Origin of the sequence: Singulisphaera chitinilytica (assembly GCF_049331405.1) — a bacterium.
GTDB lineage: Bacteria > Planctomycetota > Planctomycetia > Isosphaerales > Isosphaeraceae > PoT.
Map to the genome: position 1 here is coordinate 5,249,991 of NZ_CP186274.1, position 18,648 is coordinate 5,268,638.

Here is an 18,648-nt window from a genome sequence, read left to right on the forward strand (position 1 = left end):
CTGGTACCCTTTGCTGATCGAGCCAGGCTTGGCGTCGCCCGGCGCTCCCGCCCCAAGACCCCGTGTTGGGGGATGATCACGATCGTCTAAGAACCAACCGAGCCATTCCCCGTCGCATACGGATTTCGCAAAATGGGATCGTATTTTGCCAAGCTCAGGTCGGAGTCATTGGGCGACCGACAAATCAAGGACATGACCCCGGGGTTGGTCAAGCGGCTCGGCCGGGGGGTGGTTTCTTTCCACCAGGCGATGACCCTGGAAGCTTTCACCCTGCTCCGCGATCACCTCGACCCACTCGACGCGTTCTCAATGGTGCGATCCGTCGTCGTCAATCGCCCTGTCGGCCCCGGCCGATCGGACCGTGAACCCTACCTTGGAGCGATCCTGGGCCACGGCCCAGGCCGGTCGAGGATGTTCCTGAGGCTCTATGGCACCGAATCCGAGGAATCCGGGCCGTTCGACTTCTCCCTCTCGTATGGATGGCAAATGGATCAGAAGGGCGATAATTTCCCGCACTGCAAGTTCGAGGTCGCGGGTAACTCGCCCGGTGTCGCCGATCTCGGCTACCGACGCGACCTCTTCCGACGCATCATCGGCCTCATCGGCCTGGCGGATTCCATCTCCATCGCTTGGGACGGAGGCAACCTGCGCGCCTCGGCCGCGAACGGTTGGCAGGCCGTCCCCATCAAGGCCCATCTCGACGGAGCTAACCCGATCGGGATCAGCGTTCGCGGTTTCTCCACCGTCGAGGCGGCGGTCGACGCGGGAGAGCGCATCATCGGGCAGGTGCTCCGGCGAGTCGACGACTGCGAGTTCTCCGCCTATGCCGAAGGAGATGACTACGAGACGAGGCTCCGCCCCCTCAGCGCCATCGCCGGGGGGTGGCAACTCCGAGTCGGTGGGGCACTCTCCGAGGCCGCCGGGGCCGTCCTGGCCGGCACGCCGACGAGTCGGCCACCGGCCAGAGTCCCCGCGTTCGTCTGGGAGGAAAAGGAAGGTTCGGAATGGCACTCGCCGTGGACCGTTTACAGCGGCGAATTGGTGGCGATCGATTCCGGATGCTGCCTCGAGCTGGCGACGAACCGCGGCGGAATGGACCGCCTGCTGGACTATGCCGGCGAGATCAAAGGGCTGGCATTCACCCCCCTGAAATGATCACATGTCAACACTAAGCCTTGACATGAAGACCGGGATCCGAAGGTCACTCCGAAAGGCGGGTTGGGGATGGGATCATGATCGGCACCATTTCCAGGATCCGATCCGAACCACTCGGCGACCGGCGGCTCACGCCCCTGTTGAAGGCGCTGGTGAAGCGGCTCCGCCAAGGGGCGATCATCTGTCACGAGGCGATGATCATCGAGGCTTTTAGTCTACTCCGAGACACCCTCGACGACCTCGAGGCCTTTAATGAATTGCAATCCGTGGATCTGACGCAAGCGTTCGGCGCCGAGCGTTCCGATCGTGAGCCCTTCCTGGAGGCCATTCGTAGCCATCAGCGCGGCCGGTCGAGGATGTTCTTGACTCTCTACGGTACTGAGAACGAGGGATCGGGCCCTTTCGATTTCCGCCTCTCGTACGGCTGGCAGATGGAGCAAACCGGGGAGAACTATCCGTACTGTCAGTTCGAGGTCGCGGGCAAGTCCCCCGGGAATTCCGACCTGGTTTACCGCCGCGAGCTACTGTTGCGGATCCTCAAGCTCATCGGCCTCGATCGCGTGATCCAGGTTGCGTGGGACGGTAGCGACTTGTTCCTCTCCGTCGACCAGGGTTGGCAGGCGATCCCGATCCTCGCGGACCTCCGCGGGGCGAATCCGCTGGGGATCGGCATCCAAGGCTTTCCCAACGCGGATGCCGCGGTGGAGGCGGGCGAACGGATCGTCTACCAGGTGCTCCGGAGGATCGATAGCGCCGATTTCTCGATCTATGTCGAAAAGAGGGAGGGGTACGACGCGATTCGCCCCTCGCTCAGGCCGATCGCAGGGGGTTGGCAAGTCGGGGTCGCAGGAGGGCTGTCTGAGGCTGCGGGGGGCCGTGCTCGACGGCTCGCCTTCTGCGAATGCGCCGAGGTGGGTGCCCGCCTTCCTCTGGCAAGAGAGATTGGGCAACGAATGGTATGCGCCCTGGCGTACGTATAGCGGCGAGCTGGTGGTCACCGATTCCGGATACTGCCTTGAATTGTCGACGATCCCGACATCCTCAGATTCCCGGATCCGACGCCTGACGAAGACGACTCGCACGAAAACCGGGAGCGGGACATGTATCGTGTGTCCTATGACGGGTTCAGACTCGGGCCGGAAAGCCTGTCATTCGCGATCCCGTTGACGTCCAACCCCTGGGATTGAGGATCCAATGCACTAGGGTATGTCGGAAAACCGTTCTTAAGGGCACAGGCGTAGATAGCGTTGGATGAACGCCATCTTGATCATGCCGCCGAAGTTCTTGGCCGTCTTCTCGAATCGTGTGCAAATCCGACGGTATTCCTTCAGCTAGCCGATCAGGCATTCCACGATACTTCGCCTCCGGTACGCCTCGCGGTCGAACCCGATGGCCCGGGCCATGCGGTCCTCATTCTCCTTCGATGGGATCACGGGCGTGATCCCCATCTCCAGCAAGTATTCGTCGATCCAGTCGGCCCGGAATCCCTTGTCTCCGGCCAGGGCGACCGGCCACGCGATCGCCTTGCCCCCGCCGTCGACGAGCCGCTCCTCGGCCCCCTCCAGCAGCGGGACCAGGCCCGTCGCCTCGTGCGCCTGCCCGGGCATCAGGTGGAAGTCCAGGGGGTGGCTATGGCCGTCGCACAGCAGCTCGATCTTGGTCGAGAAGCCCCCGCGGGAGCGGCCCAGGGCGTGATCCGCCGGCTCCTCGGGGTCGTCGGGCTTCCCGCCCCCGCCGGCACATCTGGAGGCACGGACCACCGTCCCGTCGACGCACCACAACTCGCGATCGACCAGGCCCGCGTCGATGACCGCCGCCCTCAATCGCGTGAGGATCGCGTCGAGCGTCCCGTCGCGATTCCAGGTGTCGAAGAGGTCCCAGGCGGTTGCCCAGGGGCCGAGCTCCTCGGGGAGGTCGCGCCAAGGGGCGCCGGTCCGGAGGATCCAGAGGATGCCATCGACGATCTCGCGGCGATCGCGCCTGGGGCGACCCGTCCGAGCGGGCGGAGGGAAGAGGTTGACCTGCTCCCCGTGGATTGGTCCATCTGGTATGAGAGTCATTCCCGCCCTTGTGAGCCGCTCCCCGAACTTGGACCGGCTAAATGCGAGTCTTTCGGTCGGACGAGGTCCTCTGCTTCCCGGCCGGGGATGACGCGAACTCCTTGGGGGCCAGGTAGCCCAAGGCGCTGTGCGGGCGATGCTCATTGTACTCGACCCGCCATGATTCTAGCTTCTCCCGCGCGTCCTCCAGGCTAAGAAAGTAGCTCTGGTTGAGGCACTCATCCCGTACCCTGCCGTTGAACGACTCGATGAAGCCGTTGTCGTTGGGCTTGCCCGGGCGGCTGAAATCCAGCGTCACCCCGTTGAGGTGAGCCCACAGGTCGAGCATCCGCCCGGTGAACTCCGGGCCGTTGTCTACCCTCAGCTCCCGCGGTGCGCCGCGGCCGAGGGCGACCTCGGCCAGGACTTCGGCGACCTGTCCCGAGGTGAACCGGATACCTACACGGATCGCCAGGCTCTCGCGGGTGAACAGATCGATCAAGGTCAGGACGCGGAGCTTGCGCCCGTCTGCGAGTGCATCGCTCATGAAGTCCATCGCCCGGGCCTGGTCGGCGGCCTCGACACAGGGGCGGTCGTCGCGATGGCGAGAGCTCACCCGCCTCCGGGGATTCTTCCGCCGCAAGGTCAGTCGCTCCAGGCTATAGAGGCGATAGACTCGTTTCAGGTTGATCGCCCGGCCCTCGCGGCGGAGCAGGACATGGAGCCGGCGGTAGCCGTATCGGACCCGACTGGTCGCCGGCTCGCGGAGCCGCATGCGAAGCGGCTCCTGCGATTCGCGCCGGGGGCGGTAGTGGTGGGTCGACCGCGGGAGTCCGGTCGCCTCGCAGGCCCGCCGCACGCCGACGCCGTAGCGGACCGTCAGGTCCGCTACGATCGCCCGGCGCTGCGGCGGGGTCAGGCTTTTTTTGCCAAGACGTCCTGGAGCATCTTCTTGTCGAGGCTGAGGTCGGCGACCAGTTGCTTGAGCTTCTGGTTCTCCTCCTCGAGCTGGCGTAGCCGCCGGACCTCGGGAGTGCCCAACTCGCCGTACTTGGCCTTCCAGCGGAAGAAGGTCGCCTGGCTGATGCCGAGCTTGCGACAGGTCTCGTCGACGCCCAGGCCGGCCTCGGCCTGCTTCAGGGCGAAGACGATCTGCTCGGTCGTGAACTTCGATTTCTTCATCTCTCAAGGCTCCCTCTGATAAGAGCCTCATCGCATACGAAGTCTCACATGCGATGGTCCAGTTTTCGGGGAGCAGGTCATTCCAGCGCTTGAGGACCTTCCGGACCCAGCCGGGCGAGAGGCCGACGACGCCTGCGACGCGCTCCGGCGTGGGGGAGTCGGGCCCGGTCAGGAGCCAGAGGACCTGCCAGTGGGTCTTCTCCAACCCCGAGCGGCAGGCGCGATAGCGGAGGGAGATCTCGTCGTGAGTCAGGTGAGGGGCGATCGGCAGACGCGGTCGGGCCATGGTGATACCCTCCAATCGTAGATCACCCCTCTATTGTAACGCTTCTGATCCAGAAGATTCCGTATAAGGCCGCACTGCAACGGGACCTGCTCGCTGGGAATCCGCTCCCGATCACGCTGGCTCATCTGCCCGTGCAGACCGAGTCTCAGAGACACCTACTGCTGACGAGGCTGGAACGGAGCCAGGTCTTCAATCAGGTGTGGACGTCGCACCTGGCCTCGCAGGCCTTGCAGCAGGGGTCATATCCGGCATCCCTGCTGCAGGCCGCACCCCGTGCGATCGCCGCGCCCGAGGGCTTCCTCCGCGTGATGGCGCGATTCCTGGCAAGCCCGCTATCGCGACAGGACGTGGAGCGCCGGGCCCATTTGCCGATCCCTCCTACGCCCACACCAACGCCCACGCCCGCCCCGACACCCACACCATCGCCCACACCGTCGAAATTCAGCGTCGGCGCTCCGATCGATTCGTATTTCTCGGTCAACAAGCAGATGCTCGTCCCCGACCCGGTGACGGATCCGGCGGCCTACGGCACGCTCACCGCAAGAGTCGGGGCGGCCTCGGGGGCTATCGTAGGTGTCCCCCTGGATTCGCCCTGGGGCCAGGCCGCCGTCTTCCTGCAGGTCTGCTACGACGCCATCATGGCCGGCGACGCCCCCAGCCAACGCTGCAACTCCCGACAACCGCCATCAACGACTGGTCAACGGCCCTGTCCGGGGGCCTGACATTCCAGGCCTGGTTCCAGACGAAGTCCCCCGGAGCCCTGCTGTCGGAGACGCTGGACGTCGGCGGGTCCACGACCCGGGCCCCGCTCATCTACATCAACTCGTCGGGCAACCTCGTGGCGGGGCTGTTCGACCAGACCTCGTTGGCGATCAACGAGGGTGACACGGTCCTGAACTGGACCCCGGCCGCCGGCCAGGTCGGCGGCACCACCAAGGCGGGGCAGGCCCAGGTCGGGGCCGCGAACCCGATCGTCAGCCAGGGCGGTGTGGTGGACAACACCTGGCATCAGGTCGCCTTCGTCGTCACCGGGGAGACCCAGGCCCTCTACCTCGACGGCCTGCTCCAGGGTGAGATCTCCCCCTCCGTTGGCTCATCCTATTCGTTCACGCCGACGCTCGCCGGCGGGATCACGGCGAGCGGCCCGAGCGGCTTCGCGGTCGGGGGCGCGACGATGCCCGAGCCGACCTCCGATGCCTATCCCGAGATCAACTACCCCCAGGGCTTCATCGGGACCGTCGATGAGGTCGCGGCCTGGACCAACGCGTTGACCCAGGTCGAGGTGCAGCGGGCGATGACGGCCCCGATCTCCGGTGATGTGACGCTCGGCACCGACCTGGCAGCGTACTTCAACTTCGACCAGGCCCCTTCCGATGACGCCTGGCCGAACCAGGCCCCGGGCCGGTCCGGCGTGGCCCAGGGCCCGACGATCGGCACGCCCCTGGTGCCCGTCGCGACGACCATCCCGACTGACCCCTTCCTGGACGCGATACGACTGCCCGGGGCCCGCGACTGGGGGATCGAAGTGATGATCCCCCTGTCATCCCCCACGGTCACCGCAGCTGCCAACGAGACCGCCTCCTACAAATTCGGCCTGGACGCGGGCGATCAGTTGGGGATTTCGGTGCCCGACTCCTTCAAGGGCAAACTGAGCATCCAGGTCGTCGACGACCTGGGATCGGTCAGTTCCCAGGAGATCACCCCCGGCAATTCCACCTTTGTCCAGGCTTCACGCGACGGCACCTACAACGTGAGGCTGACCTGGGCACCGGAGAATGCAGGCGATGCTGAGGTCAATTTCTCCCTCCTGCCCGGCCCGCTCAATTAATCTGATGGCGCTGCTGACCAGCTATCAACAGCAAGGGGAGTTCGGCGAGGACTACGCCTGGGCATACTCCGACCCGGACCTGCCGGGGCTCAATACGTTGAGCGGGAGTCGTGCCGGCGACCTGGCCGCCAACTACTGGCCGCTCTGGTCCGACGTGACCTATTTCCCGGTCCCTTCGGGGCAGGCCGGGGCGGCCTGGGCCCTGCAACGGAGCGAAGCCTACGCCAATCTCGTCTCCAACAGCGGCCTCCTGGGTGGCTTCGCCAACATTATCGGCGCGACGATCGCGGCGCCGACGGGCGTCAGCTCGATCCAATCTTCACTGGACGATGCCTACCAAGACGCGTACGGGACCAGCCCGCCCTCGCCCCCGGGCCAGGGCGAGCCGTTCCCCGTCCAGGGGGCCGACACGGCGCAAGACGCGGTCTACGAGTTTCTCTACAACGCAAATCTGCTCCGCCAGAACGCATTTTCCGTCCTGACGGGATCCGGGGGGGCCAGCGCCCCCACGACCCTCTCGAGCTGGATCCAGGGCTTCATCAATACGATCGGCGGCTCGGCGGGTGTGCCGTAAGGCATCGCCACCACGATCACCGACGGGCAGACGGCGCAGGACCAGAGCCTGAGCGTAACGATCCCCACCGGACAACTCGCCCCCTCGTCGCAAGAGATCATGGGCGAGGCCATGGCGTGGGCGCTGGGAGGAGCCCTTGGGGCGGTGGCCGGAGCCGGCGGCATCGTCGCCGGTGCACTGGGGGCGGCGATCGGCGGGGCCGGGGCCTCGGTGGCGAGCTCGTTCCTGGCACAGGCCAACCTCCCATCGACCGTGACGCTCACCATCCCCGTGGCGTCGATCGACACGGACATCGAGAATGCGTCAACCCTCGATGATCTGGGCACGAATATCACGGGCACGATGACGGAACAGTGGAATAACATCCTGACGACCCTGAATGACACCACATTCATCCAGTCGGTCCTGAGCAACTATGGCCTCCTCCTGGCCCTCGGGAAGATCAGCGGGGAACCGCTCGCATCGTCGGCCCTGTCGCCGGAGGACGTGGCCTCGAGCCTCCTGACCCGGACCTCGTGGAGCACAATGATCCCGGCGGTCTTCAACTGGAAGTCGTCCGAGCCCTACGGCTTCGCGACGGGCAACGGGCAGACCACGAACCTCTCCGATTCCACCTCCTACTCGCTCGCCGGGGCGACAGGGCCGGAGGGAATCGCCGTCGGGAATTTCAACTCCACGAGCGACAGCTATTCGGATCTGGTCGTGACCGATTTCAGCACCGATCAGGTGAGCGTCCTGCTGGGCCAGAGCGACGGCAGCTTCCAGTCTTCAACGCCGCTCGGCCTCGGAGGCCCGAATGGCCCGTCGGGCGTCGCGGTGGGCGACGTCAACGGCGACGGCTACCAGGACATCATCGTCGCCGATACCTCGAGTGACGTGGTGACCGTCCTGAAGGGGGACGGGTCGGGCAACTTCTCGGTGGAATATAATCTCGGCCTGGGCGGGCAAGAGCAGCCGGCGGGGCTCGCGGTCGCCGACCTCAACGGAGATGGCAGGCCCGATATCGCCGTGGCCAACGGCCTCAGCGGCAGCATCAGCCTCCTGCTGAACAACGGCAACGGCTTCGATTCGCCAGCGACCATCGCACTCGGGAGCGGGTATCAGCCCGTGGCCATCGCCGCCGTCCCGCTTAGGGGCAGCATCTTCCCCAACCTCGTGGTCACCTACAACCAGTTCGCCTCCATCTCCTCTGGAGTCTCCGCCTACGGCGGCGTGGGCCTGCTGCTCAGCAACGGGCCGGCTTCGTATGACTCGCCCGTGTATTATCCGATCTCCGGGGCGACGAGCGCCACCAGTCTCATCGCCGAGGACCTGGACGGCGACGGGCTGGCCGAGTTGGCCATCACGAACATCGGCAACAACGCGGTCGACATCATCTCCGGCACGACGGTCGGTAATTTCGCGACGTTCCAGCCAGGGTCCGTCGGCCCGGACCAACTCGCAGCCCTGCTCGGCCAGATACAGTCGCTCCAGGGGGGCAATGCGGTGAACGTCGGGCCCTACGATTCCACGAGCCAGATCACGCCGGGGACGACCAGCCCGCCTCCTTACCTGGGCTACTTCAGCCTCCCCTACGCACCGGGCTCTGGCCCCCCGAATGTCGCGGCCCCGGGCGACTTCCTGGCGATCACGCCGGCGCAGCTCAGCGAATCGGCATCTGGATACAGCTTCAATCAAGGTGGGTCGATCGTGACGGCGTGGACCCTCACCGACGGGAATGGGAACCCGATCGCGCCGGAGACCGCGAGCCAACTCTTCGGCATTCCGGCTTCGGCGTCCGGCGGTTCGGCTGCCAACTCCGGGGTCAACCTGACGCCGATCGATCCGCAACACCCCTTCGTCGCGCTCAACGGCGGGTGGTACTACGCCGCCGCCGCACCGCAGAATGCCGCGGCGACCTGGGCCGACGTGTTCTTCAATTGGGGGCAGAACTCGTCGAGCGATTGGCCGAGGAACCTGATCCCGAGCTATAACCCGAACCTCACGGTTTACACGAACTCCGGGACGCTGCCCGGGACCTCGGAGTCATTCCCTTCCGACTTCAGCTATACGGTGACCTATTCGCCCCAGACAACGGCCCCTCCGAGCGTCGGGACGACCGTGAACCTGGCCTCGGCCTTCAACCGGGTCGGCATCGTCGCCGATGGCACGACCTTCGGCAGCTTCGGCGGCCTGGACGGCGATGGGAATGCGCTCTCGGCCCAATTGCTCGGCGGGCCCGTCGCTTGGAACAGCCTGCTCTTCAACCTGGGAGCCACCGGCGCCTCCAACGCGATCGCCGCCAGCGGCCAGACGATCGCCCTGCCGAGAGGGTCGTTTGACACCCTTTCGTTCCTGGGCAGCGGGGTGAACGGCAATCAGGCCGATGTGAACTTCACCATCACCTATGCCGACGGGACCACCCAGACGTTCACCCAGTCGTTGAGCGACTGGCATTCCCCCCAGAATTACGCGGGCGAGTCCACGGCGGTCACCATGGCCTATCGAGACGTGTCCGGGGGCACCATCCAGTCGGGGAGCTACTACGTCTACGGGTATCAATTCACCCTCAAGGCGGGTAAAGCCGTCCGGAGCATTACCCTGTTGGACGATGGCAACGTGACGATCCTCGGCATGACGCTCAGTTGATTGGGCCGACGCGCATCGGCGGCTCGAATCACCACTCAGCTCGACTGATGCCGATTTCACGGTTTCGCCTCGGCGGAAACCTGAGGGGTTGCTGACGCACCTCAAGGCTACCAACCGAGGACGGGCCCATCGTGATCCTACCACCCGAGGCTCTGCCGCTGCTCGAGGCCTTCGGGCCGCTCTCCACCCTCCCCTCCTATCGATGCTTCGTCGTCCTGCTCCTGGCCACCATCCTCACCCAGGGCCGGCACACCGTCGCCAACCTGCTGCGGACCGTCGGCGAGCTCGCGCCGGGGCATCGCACCGATTACCAGCGCGTCCTCTCGCGCGCACCTTGGTCGGGCCTGAGGGCCGGCTGCACCCTCGCCCGCCTGATCCTCGATCGCCTCTGCCCGAACGGCCCCGTATTCCTCGTCGGCGACGACACCGTCGACGGCCACCCCGGCCGATGCGTCTACGGCAAGGCACGGCACCGCGACCCGGTCCGATCCTCCCACGCCTACACCGCCTGGAAATACGGGCACTGCTGGGTCGTCCTGGCGGTCCTCGTCCGGTTGCCCGGCACGAGCCGCCCCTGGGCGTTGCCCGTGCTCGTGGACCTGTACCGCTCCGAGGAGGACGACCGCCGACGCGGGCGGCCGCACCGCACGCCGGCCCGATTGATGTGCCGGCTGCTGCGGGCCCTGATGATGGAGTTCCCCGGCCGACGCTTCGTCTTCGTCGGCGACTCGGGCTACGGCTCGCACGAGGTCGCGTGCCTCTGCCATCGCCACCGGGCCCGGCTGTCGCTGGTGAGCAAGCTCCACCCCGAGGCCAACCTCTTCGATCCCGCGCCCCCTTACGGAGGCGCGGGCCGTCCTCGCGTCAAGGGGGCCCGCCGGCCCAAGCCCCGCGAGGGCGTGGAGGCCGCGCGGAGACGCCGCAGGATCACCGTGGGCTGGTACGGCGGCGGCCGCCGTAGGGTCGAGGTGGTCACCGGGTCGGGGCACTGGTACAAGGCGGGCGAGGGGCTGGTGCCGATCCGCTGGGTCTTCGTCCACGACCGGGAGGGGACGCACCGCGATGAGTATTTCTACACGACCGACCCGGCGATGGGGGCCGGCGAGGTCGTGACCCGATATGCCGGCCGCTGGAACCTCGAATGCACGTTCCAGGAGGGCCGTGCCCACCTCCACTCGGAGAGCACCCGGGGATGGAGCCGGCGGACGGTGCTGCGTGCCACCCCGTGCCTGCTCGGGCTGTATTCGGTCGTGACGCTGCTCTACGACGCCCTGCCGGCGCCGGCCCGTGTCGGCGGGATCGACTGGCCGGGCAAGGAGTCCGTGACGTTCTCGGATGCCCTGTGCGCCGTGCGGCTGAGGTTGTGGTCCGAGGGATTATTTCGAGAGGCCGGGTTCGACTCGGGCCTGGAGAAACTCCCCACACCTCTACGCGAGTTGCTCTGCCGGGCCCTCGCCCCGGCGGCGTAGGCCTCTGCTTTCGGCAGCAGTCGAGCTTAGCAGGCCCGGCGATGGCTCGCCGCTGGCTGCTTCGATGCGATCGTCCATGACCTCCGCGTCTGACGCCGCCTCTCCGGCAGCCACGACCCTGATCCTGCGAGCGCCGTCTTCCAGGGCCGAAGGATGCAGGCGGCCCCCAAGCGCGGCAGGCGGGCCGACTTCGTCCTAGTGTAGTGTCTCAAAAGTAGTGAAACTTATCGTGTTGCATGGGGGTATACTCTAATGAAAGGAGCATATGCCCATGCGCCGTGCATGCCAGATCACCTTGAACGATGCAGGCCGGATCATCCTGGAGCGATGGTCCCGCGGGCGGAGCACCCAGGCTCGACTGGTCACGAGGGCCCGTGTCGTGCTCGCCGCCGCCGAGGGCGAGGAGAATAAGGACATCGCCGAGGGCCTGGGGATCTCCCGCGGCGCCGTCGCCCGCTGGCGCGATCGATTCGCCGAGCGAGGCATCGCCGGCCTGGAGAAGGACGCGCCTCGGGGCGGACGGCCGCCGAAGGAACGCGACGACCTCATCCGGCGGATCATCGAGATGACGACGCGGCAGAAGCCGGCCAACGCGACCCACTGGAGCACTCGCACCCTCGCCGAGGCGCTGGGGACCAACCATGCGTTGGTCAATCGCGTCTGGCGCGCCAACGGCCTGAAGCCGCACCTGAGCCGGACCTTCAAGGTGAGCAACGACCCCCGCTTCGTCGAGAAGCTGATCGACGTCGTCGGCCTCTACCTCGACCCGCCGGAGCGCGCCTTGGTGCTCTGCGTCGACGAGAAGAGCCAGATCCAGGCGCTGGACCGCACGCAGAAGAGCCTGCCGATCTATCCCGGCCGGTGCGAGACGATGGCGCACGACTACAAGCGGAACGGCACGACGACTCTGTTCGCGGCGCTCGACATGCTGGAGGGGCGATTGATCGGGCGATGCATGCCGCGGCACCGCCACCAGGAGTTCATCAAGTTCCTCAAGCAGATCGACGCCGAGACGCCGCCCGACGTGGACTTGCACCTGATCGTCGACAACTACGCGACCCATAAGCATCCCAAGGTCAAGTCATGGTTGAAGCGACACAAGCGGTTCCACCTCCACTTCATCCCGACGAGCAGTTCCTGGCTGAACCTGGTCGAGCGATGGTTCCGCGAGATCACCGACAAACGGATCCGTCGGGGGGTATTTCGTAGCGTCAAGCAATTGATCGAAGCGATTCGGGCCTATATCGACGAGCACAACGACGACCCCAAGCCCTTCGTCTGGACGGCCAAGGCGGAGGACATTCTCGAAAAGGTCCGCCGTGCCAGGGCTGTCCTGGATAAGATCGCATCAGGGTGAGACACTACACTAGTGCAAAAGGACGTCGAGCGGCGACCGAGAAGTAGGAGACGATGCACCGAGATTTGTCCAGTGGTCCAGATCGAGCAAGCCAGGCTACCGCACCGGGATCGAGTCGGAAATGTACGCTGGGGGCGAGCCGAGCCCTGGCGTTTTGCGTTCCGTGTCGATTAGTCGCTGGCAATCCCAGATTCTGAGCATGCGATCGTCGCCGGCCGCCGCCAGGGATCGGCCGTCGGGCGAGAAGGCGATCGCACCGAGCCATGACTTGGGCCCCTCAAGGACGGAGATGGCAATCCAGTTGCGCGAATCCCATAGGTGGACCATGCCGCCACCCGTCGCCGCGGCCAGGATCGAACCGTCGGGCGAGAAGGCCAGGGCCGGGACTCCGCGGGCGTGGCCCGGTAGTGTGGCCAGCAACCGCCCCGCATTCGCGTCCCAGACTCGGACGGTCTCGCACCCGTCGCCGCTCGTCGCCAGCAGACCGCCCCGGGGCGAGAAGGCCAACGCATTGACGTGCGTCGACTGGGCCCGGAAGGAGTGCAGCCTCTCCAGGCTCTCGGCATCCCGGAGGGTGACGGTCCCATCGAGCCCTCCAGTCGCGACGCCCCGCCCGTCGGGGGCATAGGCCAGGGCACCGATGAACTGCCCGGCCTGCTCTCGGGCCCGGACCATGCCGTTGCCGACATCCCAGAGGGCGAGCCCGCCATCAGAGCCGGCCAGGGCCAGCGTACGGCCGTCAGGGGAGAACGCGAGGCGGTGGAATCGCCCCCCTTCGATCTCGAGCCGGCCGACCGTCGCCCCGTCCTCGGCGTCCCAGAGGCCGATGCTCGAGCCCGACCCGGTCGCCGCCAGCGTCCGGCCGTCCGGCGAGATCGCCACGCGGGGATACCAGCTCCAGGCGGCCGAGAAGCTCACTCGCGACGACTCGAGACCCCACTTCATCACCTGGCTCGTTCGAGACGCCAGGAAGAGGCTCCTCCCGTCGGGTGCGAAAACCAGAGAAGCGATCGACTCCTGAAGGGGATGGGCCCTGTGGCCCTTCGCCTCATGCGATTCGCCGCCGCGTCCCGAGACCTCACCCCCGGATCCGATTACGATCCATCCAAACAGGGCCAGCAAGGCCGTCGCCATGGCTTGCGTCAAGCCAACGCGGATCCGCTCTCGCGACCGTGCGGAGGCGGGGTAGGAGTCATGAACATCGCCGCCTGCGACCCGACATCGCACGGCCGTCGATTCGTCAGCCAAGGCGATCGCGAGGCCCGCGAGAGCGCAGCATGCGAGGGTTGCCGCCAGGAGGCTCGCGTGGCCGCGGCGGGTGATCCCCCTGGTCGAGGGAGACGAGAGCCGGATTGGGACGCCGCCCTGCAAGTCGGCCAGGAGGCTCCCGAGCAAATCGGAAACCTCGGCGGCGGACTGGTAATGTTCGGCCGGTTCCTTGGCGTGGAGCTTCTCGACGACGGCGGCCAGCCAACCCGGCACCTCCGGCTCGATCTCGCGGAGCGGCGTGGGATGTTCATCCCTCACGCGTCGCAGCACCGCGAGCGGGGTTTCTGCCCGGAACGGTGGCCGACTGGCAACCATGGCATAGAGCACACTTCCCAGGCTGAACAGGTCGGACCTCGCGTCGACCGCCTCGCCCCTCGCCTGCTCGGGCGACATGTATTGGGGCGTGCCGGCCACGACGCCGCTCTGGGTCAGGCTCGCGTCATCCGCGGCGCGTGCGAGGCCGAAGTCGGTGAGCTTGACCCGCTCCATGTCATCCTCGAGGAGGATGTTGGAAGGCTTGACGTCGCGGTGGACCAGGCCTTGAGAGTGGGCCGCCGCCAGCCCGGCCGCGGCCTGCATGCCAATCCTGAGGATATCTTTCGCCTCCATTGGGCCATCGCGGTCGATCCGCTCCTGGAGCGAGCATCCGGCGATGCAAGGCATGACCAGGTAGGGAAGCCCGCTCCGTGCGTCGACGGCGACCGAGTGGATCGCCGTGACGTGCTCGTGGATCACGGCCGCGGCGGCCGCGGCGGCGGGAGGCGGCGCCGGTGGCGAGTTGGGGCGCTAGGACCTTGATGGCCACGACCCGGTCGAGGGCCGGGTCGAACGCCCGCAGCACCACGCCCATGCCTCCCCGGCCGATGACCTCGTCGACCCGGAAGTGTCCGAGGCTACCGAGGCAGTTCGGGTCATCCGATCGGGCGAGGAAGCCGAGCGAGTCGCCCACCGTCATCCCGGCGTGACGTGCCGCATCCTGGGGTAAGCCCTCGTCCCCTTCCCGCAGCCCACCAGGCCGGTCCGTTGCCGACATCCCCTCCGGATCGGCCAGGCGACGCAACGCCCCCCACCACGGAGCCTCGGCGGCCAGGAAGTCCAGGCGACGCTGGCACGCCGGGCAGGCGTCGAGGTGCGCGACCAGACCCGGCTCGTCGGAGCCCGACAGGCGGCCCTCGAGCAGGAGTGCAAGCCGCTCCGGGTCGCATCGGTCGGGTCGTAAGTTCATCGAAGGTTTCCGCTCGTGGTCCATCGCTCGCCCTCGACTTGACCGATCTTCTGACGGAGCCGGGCCATGATGCGACTCTTGTATTGGTAGACGGTCCCGACCGTCACGTTCAGCTCCCGGGCGACCTCCCCCGCGGACTTGCCCTCGACCCCGGCGTTCCAGAAGACCTGCCAGGCCATCGCGGTGAATTCGCCGCGCACCTTGCTCGACCGCCCAGGCGAGCACTTGGCTCCGGTACTCGTCGTCAAAGGCGGCCGAGTCACCCTCGGAGGGATCCGGGTGGGATTCGAGGAGGATCCGGAGCCCGGTGTCGCCGGAGCCTCGCGCCAGCGGCTGCTGTCGCGTCATCAGGTTGATCATCAGGTTGCGTGCGATCCTGAAAAGCCAGCCCCGGAACGGACCGCGCGACGGGTCGGGATCCCACCGGTCGATCGCGCTTGCCACGGTGCGGAAGACCTCCTGGACCAGGTCATCGGCGTCGGCGTCCTGGAGGCCCTTCCGACGCGCAAGCCGATGGACCAGCGGCGCGTAGATCTGCTCGAATTCGCCCCAGGCCTGCTCGTCGCGCGGGTCTCTCAGGCGGACCAGCAGACTGGCCCGCGTGCTCGGCATCTCGTCCATCCGATCCCTCCTGCCCGGATACACACAACCCGGCCGGGGATCTGAATGACTTTTCTGACCGTCATGGATTTTGGGGACGAGTCGTGGCCGCCGAGTGAGGCGGAGACGAGCAGGTTCTGAAGCCAGCCGTCTTGGAGACGATGGCGGTTGAGCCGCTCAACGGAGTAGCGCCATCCCTCCTTAGCCCGCGCCACCGCTGGGTGCCAGGGGACGTAGTTCGCCAGCCACGCCCAGGCCCGGCAGTGGAGCCGGCAGGCCGCGGCCGAGCCGTGCAGGTACTGGCCGCGGTCGAAGTCGCGGTTCATCCCGCGCAACGGCCGGTCCAGCATGTTGCTCGTCCGGTGGCCGCCCGGGTGCGAGTACGCCGCGGCATACTCCCGCGAGCGGCCGCACGGCGCCTCGACTCGCTTGAGCAGCCATGCCGACATCTCGCGGTGACGGGACCACTCGCGGAGCCGCCGCAGGCGCTGCGCGAAGCACCCGCGGGACGGGGCCCGATACGACTCCCAGACCCGCGTCGATCGCTCTCGGAATGACCCGCTGAGCTTGACCCGGCTGCGGATGCCCGGCCAGTCGTGCGGGAAACAGCGGAGCATCATGGCCATCGGGAACAGGGCCAGCCACACCTGATGCATCGCGGCCCGACCGTCGATGCTGACCGTGCGGCGAGCTTAAACCTACCGATCACGATTCATGTGATCCTCACCGCGTCGTCATAGATGACTGGTATCGCAAAACGGTACATACCGTTTTGCGCTGGCCTTGGACTTTCGTCTTACCGAGAATCCTTGCGAAAACATGAGAGGCTACGCGTCCTCTTGCGATGATGAGTCGAATGTTGTAAGTTCTCTCTCGATCGAAGGTTCGTGGGCTTCTCGGCCGAGATTTTATCCATCCTCACACGGTGGAAGTCGCTGGTTCGAATCCAGCGCCGCCCATTTCGATGTAACCCCTTGGGGGATTTTGTTCTCCGAGGGGATTTCTATGCGCGGTTGCATCGGCTAGTGAACGGCTGTCACAGTGCAAGTAGGAGTGCAAAAGCACTGAAACTGCGGGACAACAGTTCGCGAACCGCATGAGAGAGACCGCGACATGGGACGACCCGCCAAGGCGTTCTACAGCGAGAAATACGGCTGCTGGGTGACCGCCGCGCTCGGGGAGGTGCGGCGGACCAAGGCCGGGCGCACCTACCGCCCGCTGACGAGGTTCGAAGACCTGCGTCATCCGACGCGCGACCACCGCGTCGCCCAGGCGCGGCTCGACGCCGAGCTGCGCAAGGCCGAAGCGTCGGTCGTCATGGGCGACGACATCACCTTCGGCCAGTTCTCCGAGTTCTACCTGGCGGACGGGGAGAAGAGCGGCCGGCGAAGTCAGGAGCCTCTCGATCTCGCCCATCGTCCGCACGGCAAACCGAAGGTGGCCTCGAATGGGGATCTCCAGGCTTTCCGGTCCTGAGATCACCGCGTCAGGCTACACTCCCAAGATTTTCTAGCCTTCGCGGAGGTCGCTTCGCATCGTGACGTCTCGGCTCATTGTCCAGAGCCATCACGCGCTGGGCCGGCACGATCCTTGACCGCCGGGCGGCCCGTGGTTCTAATGATCTCCCTCGACAGGTGCCCCCTGCCCGACCGACTCGGGCGAGGGGGAGAATAGGGAAGCCGGTGCAAATCCGGCGCGGGGCCGCCGCTGTAATCGGTCAGGCTTCGGACGCTACGACCACTGCCGCGAGGCGGGAAGGTTGTCCGAAGGCCGCTACGAGCCGAGAGCCAGAAGACCTGCCCGTCGAGATTCTGCTGCGATGCTCCGGCCGCGGGCATCCGAGCGGGTCCCCTCGCAGACCGCCTGCACAGGGCCTTCTACGGAGCACCGGAGCATCGACCCTTGCCCTAGCCGGCAGGAAGGTCTGCTCATGGCTTCGTCTCAGTCTATTCACTCCGTCGGATTCCCATCGGCTCGACGACATGCTCGTCGGCGCCCGGCATTCTCGCTGATCGAGTTGCTGGTGGTGATCGCCATCATCGGGGTGCTCGTCGCCCTGCTCTTGCCGGCGGTCCAGGCGGCTCGCGAGGCGGCTCGCCGGGCATCCTGCCTCAATAATCTGAAGCAAATCGGCCTCGGCTTGCACGGCTTCGAGCAGGTCCATAGCTGCTTCCCGAGCCAGAGCACCGGCCTCTTCTACGACTCCCCCCCCTCGCCGCCCCGCCACGGCTGGCCGGCCCATCTGCTGCCGTATATGGAGCAATCGACGACCTTCACCAGCATGAACTTCCAGGTCCACTGGTACGACGCGGCGAACACGACGACCGCGACGGCCTCGGTCGGCATCTTCGCCTGCCCCTCGGCCCAGTCCGGTCGCGAGGGCTTCGAATTCACGCTCTACGGCAGCACGAGTGCTCCGCGTCAGATCTACCGCGGGGCGACCTGGGACTACGGGAGCGCCTATGGGATCTCCGCGGCCTTGCAGAAGATGCTCGGGATGGGGAGCAGTTCGGGCATTATCAACCTGGGCTCGGACACGGCCAGGGATCGCATCGACGACGGCTGCCCGATTGCACAGGTCACCGACGGGCTCTCGAACACGCTGCTGGTGATCGAAGTGTCCAATCGGCCCCAGTTCTGGCGTGGTCGCGGCATGGTCCCGGGCACCCCGGTCTCCAACTCGCCTCGCAATCACGTCACCGGGGGCGTCTGGGCCAGCGACCTCAAGGGGGTCGTGATCGACGGGGCCACCTACGACGGCTCGGTGTCGCCGGGCCCATGCGGGGTGAATTGCTCGAATGATAATGAAATCTATAGCTTTCATAGCACCGGATCAAACGTATTGATGGCTGATGGGTCGGCACGCTTCCTCAAAGACCGGACGCCGATCGGCATCGTCGCGGCGATGGTGACGCGCCAGGGCGGGGAGGTCGTCTCGTCGGATGCTTACTGAGCGGGCGACGAAAGGAGGACTTTCTTTATGTATCCCCGCCCCGACGCCTGAATCCGTACCTTTTCTCACGCAACCTTAATCCT

General features: G+C 66.2%; 16 protein-coding genes, 1 pseudogene and 1 riboswitch. Of the genes and pseudogenes, 11 read left to right on the plus strand and 6 right to left on the minus strand.

Features of this window, described 5'->3' with window-relative positions; all coding sequences use genetic code 11:
• Nucleotides 1–132 precede the first annotated feature (132 nt).
• A complete protein-coding gene (locus ACOYYX_RS20905; protein WP_422923350.1) occupies nucleotides 133–1,155 on the plus strand; it encodes a hypothetical protein in 1,023 nt (340 codons plus the stop codon).
• 77 nt (nucleotides 1,156–1,232) lie between these two features.
• Nucleotides 1,233–2,135, plus strand: coding sequence for a hypothetical protein (locus ACOYYX_RS20910; protein ID WP_422923352.1), 903 nt, complete (start codon nucleotides 1,233–1,235; stop codon nucleotides 2,133–2,135).
• 351 nt (nucleotides 2,136–2,486) lie between these two features.
• Here the strand turns inward: ACOYYX_RS20910 and ACOYYX_RS20915 are convergent, their stop codons facing one another.
• Nucleotides 2,487–3,215 (minus strand): IS5 family transposase, encoded by a 729-nt coding sequence (locus ACOYYX_RS20915; protein ID WP_422923354.1) that lies wholly within the window; start codon nucleotides 3,213–3,215, stop codon nucleotides 2,487–2,489.
• A gap of 37 nt (nucleotides 3,216–3,252) precedes the next feature.
• Nucleotides 3,253–4,376 (minus strand): IS3 family transposase gene (locus ACOYYX_RS20920; RefSeq protein ID WP_422923355.1). Its coding sequence is split into 2 segments (ribosomal slippage): nucleotides 3,253–4,121 and nucleotides 4,121–4,376, totalling 1,125 coding nucleotides; the frame shifts between segments, so codons are not numbered across the junction.
• Nucleotides 4,377–4,429: 53 nt separating this feature from the next.
• On the opposite strand from ACOYYX_RS20920, the gene ACOYYX_RS20925 reads away from it, so the two are divergent.
• The 7 genes from ACOYYX_RS20925 (at nucleotide 4,430) to ACOYYX_RS20955 (ending at nucleotide 12,518) form a co-directional block, all read left to right on the plus strand.
• Nucleotides 4,430–4,603, plus strand: a complete 174-nt coding sequence (locus tag ACOYYX_RS20925) for a hypothetical protein (RefSeq protein ID WP_422923357.1) — start codon at nucleotides 4,430–4,432, stop codon at nucleotides 4,601–4,603.
• Nucleotides 4,604–4,793: 190 nt separating this feature from the next.
• Complete coding sequence (locus ACOYYX_RS20930) at nucleotides 4,794–5,384, plus strand: hypothetical protein (RefSeq protein ID WP_422923359.1); 591 nt, start codon at nucleotides 4,794–4,796, stop codon at nucleotides 5,382–5,384.
• A gap of 116 nt (nucleotides 5,385–5,500) precedes the next feature.
• The gene (locus tag ACOYYX_RS20935) at nucleotides 5,501–6,490 is read left to right on the plus strand and encodes a hypothetical protein (RefSeq protein WP_422923361.1); all 990 of its coding nucleotides are present in this window, start codon (nucleotides 5,501–5,503) and stop codon (nucleotides 6,488–6,490) included.
• A 4-nt stretch (nucleotides 6,491–6,494) separates the two neighbouring features.
• Nucleotides 6,495–7,064 carry a hypothetical protein gene (locus tag ACOYYX_RS20940; RefSeq protein WP_422923363.1) on the plus strand — a complete coding sequence of 190 codons (570 nt, stop codon included), beginning with the start codon at nucleotides 6,495–6,497 and terminating at the stop codon, nucleotides 7,062–7,064.
• Between the two features lie 99 nt (nucleotides 7,065–7,163).
• Entirely contained in the window at nucleotides 7,164–9,692 is a 2,529-nt protein-coding gene (locus ACOYYX_RS20945) for an FG-GAP repeat domain-containing protein (RefSeq protein ID WP_422923365.1), read from the plus strand.
• Nucleotides 9,693–9,823: 131 nt separating this feature from the next.
• On the plus strand, nucleotides 9,824–11,161 hold the full coding sequence (locus ACOYYX_RS20950; protein ID WP_422923366.1) for an IS701 family transposase: 1,338 nt from the start codon (nucleotides 9,824–9,826) through the stop codon (nucleotides 11,159–11,161).
• A gap of 271 nt (nucleotides 11,162–11,432) precedes the next feature.
• Complete coding sequence (locus ACOYYX_RS20955) at nucleotides 11,433–12,518, plus strand: IS630 family transposase (RefSeq protein WP_422923367.1); 1,086 nt, start codon at nucleotides 11,433–11,435, stop codon at nucleotides 12,516–12,518.
• 96 nt (nucleotides 12,519–12,614) lie between these two features.
• On the opposite strand, the gene ACOYYX_RS20960 is transcribed toward ACOYYX_RS20955, so the two are convergent.
• The 4 genes and pseudogenes from ACOYYX_RS20960 to ACOYYX_RS20975 form a co-directional block, all read right to left on the minus strand.
• Complete coding sequence (locus ACOYYX_RS20960; RefSeq protein WP_422923369.1) at nucleotides 12,615–14,522, minus strand: WD40 repeat domain-containing serine/threonine protein kinase; 1,908 nt, start codon at nucleotides 14,520–14,522, stop codon at nucleotides 12,615–12,617.
• A 486-nt stretch (nucleotides 14,523–15,008) separates the two neighbouring features.
• Nucleotides 15,009–15,260 carry an RNA polymerase sigma factor gene (locus tag ACOYYX_RS20965; protein WP_422923371.1) on the minus strand — a complete coding sequence of 84 codons (252 nt, stop codon included), beginning with the start codon at nucleotides 15,258–15,260 and terminating at the stop codon, nucleotides 15,009–15,011.
• A 43-nt stretch (nucleotides 15,261–15,303) separates the two neighbouring features.
• Nucleotides 15,304–15,633 (minus strand): annotated as a pseudogene (locus ACOYYX_RS20970) (RNA polymerase sigma factor); the annotation flags it as partial.
• Nucleotides 15,588–16,268 (minus strand): hypothetical protein, encoded by a 681-nt coding sequence (locus tag ACOYYX_RS20975; RefSeq protein ID WP_422923373.1) that lies wholly within the window; start codon nucleotides 16,266–16,268, stop codon nucleotides 15,588–15,590. The pseudogene ACOYYX_RS20970 and the gene ACOYYX_RS20975, both read right to left, overlap by 46 nt.
• Nucleotides 16,269–16,725: 457 nt before the next feature.
• Between ACOYYX_RS20975 and ACOYYX_RS20980 the strand changes: the two genes are divergently transcribed.
• Both ACOYYX_RS20980 and ACOYYX_RS20985 read left to right on the plus strand, forming a co-directional pair.
• Nucleotides 16,726–17,088, plus strand: a complete 363-nt coding sequence (locus ACOYYX_RS20980) for a hypothetical protein (RefSeq protein ID WP_422923375.1) — start codon at nucleotides 16,726–16,728, stop codon at nucleotides 17,086–17,088.
• A gap of 139 nt (nucleotides 17,089–17,227) precedes the next feature.
• Nucleotides 17,228–17,430: riboswitch (cobalamin riboswitch) on the plus strand.
• A gap of 112 nt (nucleotides 17,431–17,542) precedes the next feature.
• Complete coding sequence (locus ACOYYX_RS20985; RefSeq protein ID WP_422923377.1) at nucleotides 17,543–18,565, plus strand: DUF1559 domain-containing protein; 1,023 nt, start codon at nucleotides 17,543–17,545, stop codon at nucleotides 18,563–18,565.
• Nucleotides 18,566–18,648: the final 83 nt, after the last annotated feature.